Below are 12,973 nucleotides of genomic sequence, written 5' to 3' on the forward strand. Positions count from 1 at the left end.
TCAGTCAAATAGTTTGGATTGGGCTGCCGGCGGCCACCGAACCCTCATCCCGCCGAGATGCCGCCGTTCGGACTCACCGCTTGACCGGTGATCCGACGGGCCTGCGGACTGCACAGGAACAACACGAGGTCGGCCACGTCGGCCGGCTCGGCGACCCCCAGCGACGCCAGTCGAGCAGCCTTCTCGAAGAGCTTTGCGCTGAACGGCTCGGCCATGACGCGGTCGTAGGCACCCGTGTCTCGGATGAGCGACGGTGTCACGGCGTTGACGCGGATACCGTCGCGTTTGGCTTCCATCGCAAGTGTTTTGGAGAACATCACGATGGCGGCCATCGCGGCGCCGATGACGGACTCACCGGGGGTGGGATGCTTGGCGGCGTCGGAGGCTATGTTCACGATCACACCGCCGTGCTTCGCCCGCATGTGCGGAAGTACGGCGCGGCACATGTTGAGGGGACCGAGTGCCTGCTGCAGCAGGATGGCGGGAACGTCCTCGGGCGGCGTCTCGTGAAAGAGGTTCGGCGTGAACGCGCTCACCGTGCTGTTGATCAAGATGTCGGCAGGTCCAAGCGAAGCACCCAGTTCCTCGGTCACCCTGGTCGCTTCCGCCGGGTCGTTGACATCGCCTGAGGCGAAGAAGGCCCAGACACCCGAGGCGAGTGATCGGACCTCCGTCGCCGCCTTCTCTCCGCGCTCGACATTGCGGCCGATCAGACCGATGCGCTGGGTGCCCGCCCGGACGCACTGACGGGCCACCTGCAGGCCGACTCCACTCGTCCCGCCCACGATGTAGACGGTGGCCTCCGACAGGTCCGGCACCCAGACTTCGTGTGTGTCTGTACTCATCGGATGTTCCTTTGCAGTTCGAGGGGCACCGGTTCGCCGGTGCCGGGATGGGGATGGCCGGGGCTGCCGTCGCAGTCCTGGCAGTGGGGCGTTCCGGCCGACAGACTCACCTGGAATTGTTCCTCCGTCGCGGCGTCGGATGGTGCGGGTGAGACGGTTCCGCCGGCGTAGTCGTCACGCGCCAGCAGTCCGGCACCGTACGCGCCCGCGATCTGGGGCTGATCGAGTACTTCCACCGGGTGTCCCAGCGCGCGCGACACGTGCAGACGCGCGGCCGGGTTCTTCGCCACTCCGCCCGTCATCACCGTCGGCGTTGCCTTACCCACCTGCGCCACCAGTCCGAGTGTGCGCGCCGCGACCGCTTTGTGCACCGACGCCGCGATGTCGGCCTTCTCGCGGCCCTGTGCCAGCAGTGAGATCACCTCGGTTTCCGCGAACGTGGCACACATGCTGCTGACTTCGAGGCTCTCGGAACCGGCGAGGGCGAGTTCGCCGACTGCGCTGACGTCCACCTCCAGTGCCCGGGCGAGCACGTCGAAGAAGCGCCCGGTCCCGCTCGCGCACCTGTCGTTCATGGCGAACCGTTCCACGAGGCCGTCGTCGTCGACGATGATCGCCTTACTGTCCTGTCCGCCGATATCTATCACCAGTCGCACACCCGGGTGCAGGGCTGCGGCACCGCGTGCATGGCAGGTGATTTCGGTGAACGTGCGGTCCGTGCCGGGAACCAACTTGCGCCCGTAGCCGGTACTGATGGTGCGCCGGATGTCGGCCTGCGAGACGCCCGCAGCGGCCATCGCACCGTCCATTGCACGGGCGACCGCCTCGCGGCTCACCGCGCCCATCTGGATGACACTCGATCCGACCAGGGCACCACTCTCGTCGACCACAGCCGCCTTCGCCGTCGTCGACCCGAGGTCGACGCCCATGACGAACCAACTTCCGGTAGTCATGCGCTAGACCACTGACTTCATCCGTTGTACGTCGATGGCCTCGAGCATGGCCTCCAGGCGACTGTCGAACAGTTCGTCGTTGTAGAACGACGCGTCGGCGACGTCGCCCTCGAAGAAGAACGACTTGACACCACGCTCCTTCTCGGCCGCCCGGGCCAGCATCGTCTGCGGATTGGTCATCGCCCGGCACGTCCGGGTCGAGTGGAACGCGATCCCGTCGATGGAGTACTCGTCCAGGCGCCGGAGTAACAGTTCCTGCAGGTTCTTCAATCCGTGGTTCAGCGGGCAAAGCAGGTAGTGCTGCGCCATGCCCCGGAGGGGATTGTCCACGTCGATGAGCTGAGGTTCCTGCCAGAACGACTCGTGGGTGTAGCGACCGGCGACGACGGCGACGTCGTACTCGGCGAATTTCCGGGTGAGGAAGCCGAGCTTGTTCCAGTTCATGATGCCGTCGAAGTACACGCGGTAGCGTTCGTCCGCCACCGCGCTGACCCCGTCGGCGACCCGCTGTTCGAGTTCGGCCTTCACTCCGGCGAAGTAGTCGACGAGCCCCTGGTTGCCGGGCAGGAAGTTGATCGGTGCGATGCTCGCGACCCAGTCCCAGTAGGTCGCCGGAGTGGGGGCCTGCGTGCAGAGTGCCATTCCCTCGAGACGCAACTCGGACGCGCGTTTGATGTAGGACATGCTCTCGCTGAGCGCATCCCAGTCGAACGGCCGCCCGGTCTGGTGCTCGAGGAAGGCGATCAGCTCGCGCAACTGCCCCTCGACGTACTTGCCGACCTCGTCCCACTCCTCGCCCCGCATGTAGCCGGCGTCGGGCTTGTTGCCCCACAGCATGGGAATGGAGACGTTGAACAGCGGGAGCTTTCGATCGAAGACCCGGTACGTCATGGCGTCCCACTGCTGGCCGGTGCTGCATCCGGCGTAGCCGTTGACGAAGAAGTCCGGGGCCGGCAGTTTGCTTGCCAACTCCTGCTGGTCGACCATGCCGACCACCCCGGTCTCCCGTTCGGCGGCGGATTGGTGGGTGAGCACGGCGCAGCCCAGATGTGTCCGCGCATAGGAGCAGAGCTCGCCGATGTAGCCGTACTCGGCACCTGCTGCCTGGGCGGGTCCTTCGAGGTGCTGGGCGGCCAGGCGTGCGGCGAACGCTTCGCCGTGACACCACTCCAGGCCTGCGGCCTGGAACAACGGGTTCAGTGCGGCGCCGTTGTACCAGACGACATGCTTGCCGCGCTCCTTGGCGGTGAAGATGTTGTCCCAGTAATCGGCCACCATCTTGCCGCCGACCCGCGTACTCGACAAACGGCGGGCCTTTTCCTTGCTGGTCTGTTCGATCGGCATTGCGAACTCCTCTGAGGGTGAGTCGAATTCAGGACGGGACGGGTACGCGCTGGCGGCGAATGCGCTCCACGAAGGTCTCGATCTTCGTGCGGAGTGTCTCGACGGGGTTGCCTTCGTGCTCGGTCTCGAGGAGCAGCAGCGGTATCCCGTGCGCGTCGAGCGCCTTGCGTAGCTCCGGGTAGTAGAGCATGTGGGGTTCGCAGAACTTCGCCATCAAGACGACGACGCCGTTGGAGCGGCTCTTGTCGAGTGAGTCGATCAGGTAGGTGTCCCAATCGACCCCGACGGTGACTCGTGTGGGGCATGGGGCGTTGTCGTTGCGCTCCAGGTACCACTCCGACAGCGCCGCCAGCGGGTCGCCGTGCTCGGGCACGTCGGTCGAGATGTACCGGAATCCGGTGTACAGGTCGTCGTCGACGACGATCACTCCGGATTCCTCGATCACATCGAGAACTTCGGGGCGCGGGGCGTGGCAGAAGTGCCCGGAGAGGTGCAATCGCACCAGATCGTCGGGTGCGTCGGCATTGAAATCGAGCCGATCGAGAAGGCGGCCCAGCGCGGCGTTGTGTTCTTCGATATCCATCACCATGCTCGACTTCACGAGTACCTGCATGTCGCTTGCGGTGATGCGCGCACGGCCGGTGCGCCGCAGGTCGTAGAGTTTCCGGAGCAGGCGTCGATTCGTGTTGAACACCCGGATGCTGTGGGCAAGAGCCTCGTCCGTGATCGTGGTACCGACGACCTCTTCGATCTCGTCCTTCAGTTCGTGCACTCGGCCCGCTACCCGCGGCTTGGTCCACGGATCGTCCATCGCGCTGGTGAATTGCGCGAAGTGCACGGGTTTCTCGGGTCGTGCCCAGCGGATCACGTCGATCGCGCCGAGGAGTTGCACACAGTGGTCGGCGGCGACGAAGCCGTCGAAGACGTCGAGTTCACCGACCGCGGCTTGGTCGGCGACGCTACGCGTGTAGCCGCAGTAGAACTCGGCAAGCAGGTTGCGCCCCTCCGTGATCGGGGTGCGGCTCTCCTGCACGATCACCGGCAGCGCGCCTGCTGCGTGCACGATCTCGGACGGAAAGTTCATCGGAAAAGAACCGATCACCTGCTTCCCGCGCTTCGCTTTCCACGCCTGGGCGTAGGCGACCGGGTCATCGGCAGTGGCTCGCAGCGACGACATGACGGTCGGATCCAGTTCGTTCACATCTAGCCTCTCGACTTCGTGGACGGTGACACCGCGACGACTGACGAACTGCGTCGCGGCGACCTGACTTGAGATATTACGTTATTGGATAGATAGTAGCCAGAGTTGTCAAACATTAGCCGCTGAGAGAGTCGCGGCGTCCCCCCTTCGGAGGTTCCTGTGAAACGTGTGCTGGATGGACTGAAGATCGTCGAACTCGCCGGGATCGGCCCGTCGCCTCACACTGCGATGCTGCTCGCGGACCTCGGTGCCGAGGTGGTGCGAGTCGAGCGTCCCGGGGGCGTGACGCAGTTGCTGCCCGTGGACAAGGACGCGGGACTGCGGAATCGCCGCTCCGTGAGTGCGGACCTCAAGGTTCCCGCCGACCTCGCGAAGGTGCTGAAGCTGGTCGACAAGGCCGACGTCCTCATCGAGGGTTACCGACCGGGTGCGGCGGAGCGTCTCGGCATCGGACCCGACGTGTGCCGCGAGCGGAACCCTCGGCTCGTATACGCCAGGATCACCGGGTGGGGCCAGGACGGCCCCCTCGCGCCCTACGCCGGCCACGACATCAACTACCTCGCACTCAGTGGTGCGTTGAACGCCATCGGACGGGAGGGCGAACGGCCGCTCGCGCCGCTCAACCTGGTCGCCGACCTGGGCGGCGGTTCGATGCAGGCCGTCATGGGAATTCTCGGTGCCCTGTACGCACGGGCGCAGTCCGGCATCGGAGATGTTGTCGACATCGCGATGGTCGACGGGGTGAGTGCGCTAATGACGATGTTCTGGACACTCACCGAGAACGGGCTGTGGTCCGATCGGCGGGGCACCAACGTCATCGACGGCGGAGCGCCCTTCTACGACACCTACGAGTGCGCCGACGGGCGGTACATCGCGGTCGGTGCAGTCGAACCGGTCTTCTATGCGCAGCTACTGGAGGGACTGGGACTCGACCCGGCGGGTCTGCCGGACCAGTACGACGAGTCGGCGTGGCCGACGCTGCAGAAAACCTTCGCCGAGGTTTTCGCCACGCGGGACCGGGACTCGTGGGTGCAGGCGTTCGCCCGGCTCGATGCCTGCGTGACACCGGTGCTGGCCCTCGACGAAGTGCCGGATCACCCGCACATCGCGGCGCGCAACACGATCGTGAGTGCGTTCGGACAGCGTCAGCCGGCCGCAGCACCGCGGTTCGCGAGCGCGCATGACGCAACATACGACGCGCCCCGGACGCCCGGCTCCGATACCGAGGCCGTCTTCCGCGACTGGGGTGTCGATGACGATCGATGACCGGCCCGGAGGGGTGTCGTGGCAAGGGGGCGACCCGATGCGCGACGATGACACTCATGTCTGACTCGAAACCGTCCGACTCGAAACAGGTGCCCGCACCCGACAAGGAGGCGGCGTCGACCGGCAGTGCGCGGTCCGTCCTCGTCACCGTGCTCGGTGAGCTCGTCGAACCCTACGGGCAACCGGTGCGGACAGCTGCGCTTCTCTACGTCCTCAAAGGACTCGGGTACGGGGAGCATGCCGCCCGGCAGGCTGTCGCGCGGACGGGTTCCGCGGGCCTCATCGCCGCCGACCGGAACGGTCGCGAGACGCTGTGGACGTTGACGGACAAGGCCCATCGGCTCTTCAGCGAAGGCGAACTCCGGGTGTTCTCCACCGACGTGGACACCACGCAGTGGGACGGTCGGTGGCTCGTCGTGAATGTGCCGATCCCGGAGTCACACCGCTCGACCCGCAAGAAACTGTATGCCGCGCTGCGGTGGGCCGGCTTCGGGAATCCGACGCCCGGCGTCTGGGTCACCCCCCACGTCGACCGCGCCGCGGAAGCGGCGAGGACCATCGAGGCCCTCGGATTGGCTCCCAACACGGTCTCGTTCGTCGGGGCGCTCGCCGTTCCTGGAATCCCCGAAGACGAACTCGTCCGCCGCTCATGGGATCTGGACGCCGCCGAGAAGGAGTACGACCGACTGCTCGACCGATTCGACGCTCGCACATTCGAGCCGGGCGACGAGCTGCTGTTCGCGCACCTGGAACTCGCGGACGCGCTGCGGCGCATGCCCTACATGGATCCCCGACTGCCCGAGGTGCTGCTGCCCGACTGGCGCGGTCTGAAGGCCGCGCGGCGCCTGCGAGACCTGCGCGCGGAGTGGACCCCCACCGCGCACGCGCAGTGGCGTCGCATCGCCGGTCTCGACTGACCGCGACAGTGTGGGGCCGGCGGCACAAACATCGGCCGCTTGAACGAGACGCGGGCCGCCCGGGCTCGATCGGATAGCACCCACCACGAGGGGCGGCGAAGGACCGTGCGGACTCGGAGGATCTCGCTGGAGGATCGTGTGTAGGTCGTCTTCCGGGGCTACGAGGCTCGTGCCATCGGCGCGCCGTTGCACGACCACGCGGGAACGCTCGAGTACGAGTCGGATGGGGTCCCCCGGGTCATCGTCTGCATTCATGTGTCACCAGTTCCATCCTGCCTGCTCGCGGTCCCCGGGTGGGTTGACGGCCGACACGAATCGGTAGGCGTTGTCAGGGACACTGTCGTCGTGGTCGGTGAAGGCGCACTGGAAATATTCGAACCGTCGGCCAGCTGACCGCGGATGAGTTCTGGCGCCCCGCAAGACGGACGAACATCCCTGACACAGGATGTCAGGGTATTGGTGCGAGCATGGTTCCACCGTTCGGCGCCGAACGTGAACGCGGATCGACGTAACCACAGACAAGGACCTCCATGCGCGAAACACCAGAAGAGCTCAAAGAACTCCAGGCCCTCCTCGACGCCTCCCTGTCCCACTCCACCACCCATCTGCGTTCGATCATCAACACCGAGCGCACACTGACCGCAGAGCAGCTCACCGAGGTCGTCACCGGCATGTGCACCCTCGCCCTGTCCACCGTCACAGCCAAGGGCGAGCCTCGAATCAGCGGTGTGGACGGGCACTTCCTGCACGGAAAGTGGCACTTCGGCACGGCGCGGGGGGCGGCCAAGGCCCGCCACCTCGCCGCCCGGCCCGCCGTCAGCGTCGCGCACATGCGCGGGGAGGACCTGGGCGTGTTCACACACGGCACGGTGGAAATCCTCAACCCCCAGGACGGCGAATCGGCCGCGGACTGGCCAGATCTGCTCTCCTACTTCAAAACCTTTTACGGCGAAGACTTCTTCGACTGGGACAACGAGGTGGTCTACTACCGGCTGCATCCGCACTGGATCACCGTTTACGCCCCCGACATAGCGAAGCTTGCTGCGGAGTCCCGGTCCTGATTCAGCACGGAACGCACCGGGACCAGCCTGCGAGTCCTGTTTGACGATCCCTGTTCGGTCAGATCTGTGCACGGTCGTTGGCGCTGCAGAGCCCTCGCCTTGGTGATGCACCTGGCCGGCGATGTCGAAGCCGGGATGTGTCTCGTCACCCGAGTGCACGGGTTCGGCGGACACGCGGGCGCGTCCCTGGTACCTGCTACTGGCGATAGATCTCCACGTGGGCGTTGGTGATTACGCCGGCATCCAACGAGGGGGCACCCCAATTCGTGCTGCAAGCCCCCGTGGCCTGGCCTGTCGGCACGAATGAGGGACTGGACTGGCTAAACGGCCCGATCGCATAGAGCGGAAAGGCGTTGGGGATGCCGTGAAGGCCCCAACAATCGACGATCAGCGCGTACTCCCTACCCGGGGGCGCATCGGTGTCATGGCAGGTCGCCGTCGCGCTGAAGGCATCCCGCTGGATGACGCAGTCCTGGGGGTCCGCCTGGGCGGTGCCGGAGCCGATGGTCGCGGCGAAGGCCAGCCCCGATACGACGGCGGTCGTGACGCGTGCCGCAGCGATAATTGTGTTTCTCATTGAGATCCTTTCAGTAGCAGGACGTCTGGTGTCGGGCAACCCCGCTGGGCCCGTCCGATGACCGACGGCCCGCTCATCGTGCAAGGTGACGAAACGTTGCTGTTCTTTTGCGAATCCGCCAGGCCCAGAAGAGGTCCGATGCGAAGAGTGGGTACGGCTATGCCACGGTTGTTGTCCGGCGTCGAGTGGCCGGGTTCGGAAGGTCTCGGGTCGAGGAGCGGGCAGCCTGATCGGGGTGTCACCGACCATCGGCCACAGCCGGGCTCAGCCCACAGATGGACATTCTCTGGCAAGTACCGTAGCTACGTGGCCGAGCGTCTGGCCGGTTCAGATGACGATGGGTGCACCCGTGACGAGGTCCCAGAGTCCCAGGCCCAGGAACAGCACAGCACCCACTGCTGACTGCACCGGATTTCCGTTCAGAAAGCCCTCGGCACCCCAGGCGACCAAATCAGTGAAGATTTCGGACGAACCCATAGTTCTCGCTCCTTGTTGTCGGCATATAACCTTGACACCTTGATCGTCCAGACCGAATGGTCTGTTACGGGTTCAAATCCCTCAGCCGAGCACAGACGCGGAGTGCCACACGTCGGCGAGCAGGCGTAGGACTTCAGCCAGGATTCGGTGTTCTCGGCGTGCGAGGCGACGATCAGCTCGTCGGCCTGCGCGTGTTCGGCGAACTCGTCGAGGTACGCCTTGGCCTCCCCGGCCATGCCCACCCCAGGTATTCGCTGTGGCGTTCCGAACCCCAGAGTCGGAACATTGCTCGAGCAGGACATGATGGACTTGTTCGAGACAGCAGATTGGTCTCGGGCCCCTGTGCGTGGCCCGGTGTGAATGTGACGACCTGGACCACTGCTTTCAGTCCCGATCGTCATCCGGTGCTCCGATAGGCTTTGACCAACGGATCCGCGGCACCTCGGGCAGTGTCGCACATACGAAGGGGGCGTCGCGGATGACTGTCCGTACCGTGAACACAGAGGCAGGGCGACTCTCCGGTGACCACACCGACGGGGTCGCCCGATTCCTGGGAATCCCCTACGCGGCAGTTCCAGCGGGCGAACGCCGATTCGCACCCCCTGGCCCTACCGAACGGTGGGCAGGAACCAGGAACGCCACCGGTTGCGGCGCTACCGCACCCCAGCCGCCTTTGCACCCCGCTCACGCGAATCTGGCGCCGCTGATCGGGCCTGGATGGGTCACCGGAGACGGCGACTACCTCAATCTCAACGTCTGGACACCCGACCCCGGCACGAGTGGGCTTCCGGTGATCGTCTACGTCCACGGCGGCGGGTTCATGATCGGCTCGGGCGCCGCCCCCGCCTTCGACGGCACCTCGTTCGCGCGCGACGGCGTCGTCCTGGTCACCGTCAACTACCGACTCGGAGCGGAAGGCTTCCTCGCACTGTCCGGTGGGATCACGAACATTGGATTGCGCGATCAGATCGCAGCACTGCGCTGGGTTCGCGACAACATCGCCGGGTTCGGCGGGAACCCGGACAACGTCACCGTCTTCGGCGAATCGGCCGGCGGCACGTCGGTCGCGTTGCTGCTGCACTCCCCGCTGGCCGCCGGACTGTTCCAGCGAGCGATCGTCGCGAGCGGACACGACGAGATGGCCCGCCGGCTCGAGCTCACCGAAGAACTCACGAAGGCACTCGCCGCCCGGCTCGGAACCTCCCCGACAACAGACGCCTTCCGAGCATTCTCTTCCCCCGACCTGCTGCGCGCGCAGGGAGCTCTGCTCAGAAACGAACCCCGCCCAGACCTGCGCGACGACAGCGGTGTCGACCCGGGCCACCGTCGTGCACTGTTCCTCCCCACCACGGGTGACGACGTCCTTCCCGACCCGGTCGGAGTCCCGAGCACACACTCGCGCGGCGTCGACCTGTTGATCGGCACAACACTCGAGGAAGCCAACCTCGGTTTCGGTGCCGACGAGTTCGCCGCCTTCGACGCGCATGACGCCGTAGCCGAGCTGGCCGCCACCTACCCCGATGCCGAAGCGCTCCTCGAACGACACGGTCTCCACGACCCGGCCGTCACCCCCGCGCACGCACTCACAGCCGCCTACACGGACCTGATGTTCCGATCACCGAGCCGCCGCACCGCGCGCCGCCACCCAGGCCCCACCTACGTCTACGAATTCGCATGGCGATCACCACTGCACGGCGCCGCACACGGCCTCGACGTCCCCTTCGTCTTCGACACCACACAGGCATGCCGCGGACTCATCGGCGACGACGCACCCGGCGCCCTCACCCACGCGATGCACCAAACCTGGCTCGACTTCGCAACCCACGGAAATCCCGGCTGGCCCACCTACGACGACGCCAGAAAAGCGATGAGGTTCGATACCAGCCCCCACCTCTGCGAGGACACCGCTCCCGACGACACCGGTCCCGACGACACCGGCGCCGAATACCTGCCGTACACCTCCACAACCCGAAGCGCCGCGCACGGGCGAGCATGAGAAACCCGCCCCCACTTTGGCGCTTGACGAAAATAGGACCGTCGCACGAGGTGCGCAGCTTGTGCTGATGGGCAACGTAGTTCATTGCACCCAGGCCCTGGCGACTCGCGACTGCGTGGCGGCGGCGGGCTATGCCAGGGTCGAGGCCGCAGATGGCGAGTTCGACTTCGTCCCGTCACCGGCATTGTGTGCAGTTGCACGTCGAACGATCTTCCCGATTGACGAACCGCCAGCGGAACATCCGGTTGCGGACGAGTCGGAGTTCGACGTTCGGTGGGTTACTGCCCGTACGGGCGCGGCGGTAGTGGGTTTACGTCGTCGCTGTCCCAAGTGACCTTACGGAGGGAGCTGGCGTCGATCACCTCCAATTCGGGGTGCGCGGGTAGGGCCAGGGCGCACGCAGTGGAGGAGCCGATGTAGGTCGACATCAGGTCGATGTCGGAGGAGACGAACCATGCCTGATCTTGGGGCCACCACAAATTCGGCCCGCACGAGCCCAGCGTGCGCACGGCATCGCGCACTGCGCCGCGCACCAGGTAGTTGTCCCGGAAAGGGATGTGGACGCGCGGCCCGGGATAGGGAAGGTTCATGCCATGACCGGCGCGGCCTTCCCAGAAGCCGAACCAGCAGTCGTCCGGAGTGGTGGTGTGTTGCATGAGGACATCGGCCAGCGCCGCGAACTGCTCTTCCGGCATGTCCCCTTCGTCGGGTTCTTGATTCCAGACGATGTCGCGGCCGTCACCGACACCGTGATGTATGCCGGCCTGCACCAACGAACCCCACTCGACGGTCTGGTGGATCACGCCGCCGCTATGGGCGGCCACCTCGGCCCATCGCACCGGGACTCGCTCGCCGGTATCGGGGTCTATCCGGGCGGCGGGATGCAGTACGCGCGAATACTGGGTGTAGATCGGCGGCACGAGCGATCCGACCGTGTACTCGAACCGCGGCAGCGCCTCGGCAATCCAGTCACCCGGCGAGGTATCTTCCAGCACGTCGTCGACCCGCCACACCACCGATTCAGAGTTCGGGTCGACGTGTCGATCCACGTGCTGAGGATCGCCGGGGGTGTCGTGGTCGCTCACAGATCCGACACTGCCACACCTGTTCTCTCCTGGAGTCCGCTAGGCGATCCGGGTGCGGCACTTCGATGCGCATCGGCATCCCCGACTCCCGCACCGAGATCGTCATGCTGCGGCCGCCCGACGGAGGTACCCGGCTAGAGCTCTCGAGCTTCGTCCGGCCCGACCACCAGCCCGGATCGCCCGCCGCTATGGCCAACGAGCTGGGGCTGCGCAACGTGGCCTTCGAGATCGACGACCTCTGGGCGGCGGTCGACCGGCTGGCCGCGGACGGCTACGGATTGGTCGGCGACATCGGCAAGTACGAGCACATCTGGCGCATGGCCTATGTGCGCGGCCCGGAGGGGATCATCGTGTCCCTGGCCGAGCGGATCCACTGACCTGTCTTCCGCCGCGCCGACCTCACCGGTGAAACCCGCCTCGGCTACGTCACGACGGTCCTCGAATACTGCGTTCTCGAACAGAATTCGCCCGTCGACCACCAGCGGGAGGTCCGGCCGCCGCGCCGGCGGACAGGTGGTTCCCGCAAGCGGATCCCCTGTCGGAACGTCGAGTTGGGTGTCGCTGTAGACAATGGTCAGGTGAGCTTTGAACTGTGCAACGATTCGTCCGCCGCGGATTGGCTGATCAAGCAGGGTCTTCCGTGGTGCCGACTAGCGGGGCGCGGTCCGCTCGGATATCCGAAGTATGCGCGGGTGAGATTCATACCCGATCCGAGTTTCCCAGGCCAGAAGACGAACGACGTCGAGTTCGACCAGAAGGAACTGACCGAAAAAGAGCAGGTCGGCCTCGCACTGGACCTCCTGTCGCAATACACAACTACGCCGAATGAGTGCTACTTCTGCATGTGGAACGGATGGGGTACTGCCATCCACGTCGCGCCCAACTTCGTGATCCCTAACCGCGACTATTGGCTGTTCCGCGGCACACTCGCGGACTATGCAGACTGGAACGACAGCGACCCTGTGCGGTGGCCGTACGGTTACTCGCCTGACCCCGCGTTCATTTGGCCAGCAGATCGCGCCTGGTGCGTGACCAACGATGTCGATCCGCACTTCGCAACCATCGGCGCCGATATAGAAGCAATAGATCAGATCGTGGCCGACCAACGAATCGACGCAGTGCTCGACGACCCAGAGCAGGAGCCACCGTACTGGGACTAGTACACTGTCGCGGCTAAGTATTGGGATATAGATGGCGGAGCTTGATGCGGGCGTCGTCGGTGGTGAAGTGCCACTGGACCTGACGTTGATC

The 12,973-nt window shown here is 65.4% G+C and carries 12 protein-coding genes and 1 pseudogene; 6 read left to right on the plus strand and 7 right to left on the minus strand.

Going from position 1 to position 12,973, the window contains the following annotated elements:
* Positions 1-44 precede the first annotated feature (44 nt).
* Genes ACFWAY_RS44655 through ACFWAY_RS44670 form a run of 4 tightly spaced genes read right to left on the minus strand, consistent with a single transcriptional unit; the run spans position 45 to position 4,343 of the window.
* Positions 45-845: an SDR family NAD(P)-dependent oxidoreductase gene (locus ACFWAY_RS44655; RefSeq protein ID WP_378515055.1), complete on the minus strand. Its 801-nt coding sequence runs from the start codon at positions 843-845 to the stop codon at positions 45-47.
* Positions 842-1,798: an acyl-CoA dehydratase activase gene (locus ACFWAY_RS44660; RefSeq protein ID WP_378515056.1), complete on the minus strand. Its 957-nt coding sequence runs from the start codon at positions 1,796-1,798 to the stop codon at positions 842-844. Before ACFWAY_RS44660 ends, ACFWAY_RS44655 begins: the two co-directional genes overlap by 4 nt.
* Positions 1,799-1,801: 3 nt before the next feature.
* Positions 1,802-3,142 (minus strand): 2-hydroxyacyl-CoA dehydratase subunit D, encoded by a 1,341-nt coding sequence (locus tag ACFWAY_RS44665; RefSeq protein WP_378515057.1) that lies wholly within the window; start codon positions 3,140-3,142, stop codon positions 1,802-1,804.
* A 28-nt stretch (positions 3,143-3,170) separates the two neighbouring features.
* On the minus strand, positions 3,171-4,343 hold the full coding sequence (locus tag ACFWAY_RS44670) for a 2-hydroxyacyl-CoA dehydratase subunit D (protein WP_378515058.1): 1,173 nt from the start codon (positions 4,341-4,343) through the stop codon (positions 3,171-3,173).
* Positions 4,344-4,502: 159 nt separating this feature from the next.
* On the opposite strand from ACFWAY_RS44670, the gene ACFWAY_RS44675 reads away from it, so the two are divergent.
* The 3 genes from ACFWAY_RS44675 (at position 4,503) to ACFWAY_RS44685 (ending at position 7,587) form a co-directional block, all read left to right on the plus strand.
* A complete protein-coding gene (locus ACFWAY_RS44675; RefSeq protein WP_378515059.1) occupies positions 4,503-5,609 on the plus strand; it encodes a CaiB/BaiF CoA transferase family protein in 1,107 nt (368 codons plus the stop codon).
* 47 nt (positions 5,610-5,656) lie between these two features.
* Positions 5,657-6,526: a PaaX family transcriptional regulator C-terminal domain-containing protein gene (locus ACFWAY_RS44680; protein ID WP_378453864.1), complete on the plus strand. Its 870-nt coding sequence runs from the start codon at positions 5,657-5,659 to the stop codon at positions 6,524-6,526.
* A gap of 530 nt (positions 6,527-7,056) precedes the next feature.
* Positions 7,057-7,587: a pyridoxamine 5'-phosphate oxidase family protein gene (locus ACFWAY_RS44685; protein WP_378515061.1), complete on the plus strand. Its 531-nt coding sequence runs from the start codon at positions 7,057-7,059 to the stop codon at positions 7,585-7,587.
* Positions 7,588-7,783: 196 nt separating this feature from the next.
* On the opposite strand, the gene ACFWAY_RS44690 is transcribed toward ACFWAY_RS44685, so the two are convergent.
* Positions 7,784-8,164 carry a hypothetical protein gene (locus ACFWAY_RS44690; protein WP_378515062.1) on the minus strand — a complete coding sequence of 127 codons (381 nt, stop codon included), beginning with the start codon at positions 8,162-8,164 and terminating at the stop codon, positions 7,784-7,786.
* A 327-nt stretch (positions 8,165-8,491) separates the two neighbouring features.
* A complete protein-coding gene (locus tag ACFWAY_RS44695; protein WP_167344014.1) occupies positions 8,492-8,641 on the minus strand; it encodes a hypothetical protein in 150 nt (49 codons plus the stop codon).
* 493 nt (positions 8,642-9,134) lie between these two features.
* On the opposite strand from ACFWAY_RS44695, the gene ACFWAY_RS44700 reads away from it, so the two are divergent.
* Positions 9,135-10,637: a carboxylesterase/lipase family protein gene (locus ACFWAY_RS44700; RefSeq protein WP_378515064.1), complete on the plus strand. Its 1,503-nt coding sequence runs from the start codon at positions 9,135-9,137 to the stop codon at positions 10,635-10,637.
* A gap of 278 nt (positions 10,638-10,915) precedes the next feature.
* Here the strand turns inward: ACFWAY_RS44700 and ACFWAY_RS44705 are convergent, their stop codons facing one another.
* Positions 10,916-11,653, minus strand: a complete 738-nt coding sequence (locus tag ACFWAY_RS44705; protein WP_378515065.1) for a hypothetical protein — start codon at positions 11,651-11,653, stop codon at positions 10,916-10,918.
* Between the two features lie 164 nt (positions 11,654-11,817).
* Here ACFWAY_RS44705 and ACFWAY_RS44710 point away from each other — a divergent pair.
* Together ACFWAY_RS44710 and ACFWAY_RS44715 are read left to right on the plus strand one after the other, a co-directional pair.
* A pseudogene (locus tag ACFWAY_RS44710) lies at positions 11,818-12,099 on the plus strand (VOC family protein); the annotation flags it as partial.
* A gap of 201 nt (positions 12,100-12,300) precedes the next feature.
* Positions 12,301-12,882: a hypothetical protein gene (locus ACFWAY_RS44715; RefSeq protein WP_378515066.1), complete on the plus strand. Its 582-nt coding sequence runs from the start codon at positions 12,301-12,303 to the stop codon at positions 12,880-12,882.
* Positions 12,883-12,973: the final 91 nt, after the last annotated feature.

Origin of the sequence: Rhodococcus sp. NPDC059968 (assembly GCF_042738615.1) — a bacterium.
Classification (GTDB): Bacteria; Actinomycetota; Actinomycetes; order Mycobacteriales; family Mycobacteriaceae; genus Rhodococcus_F.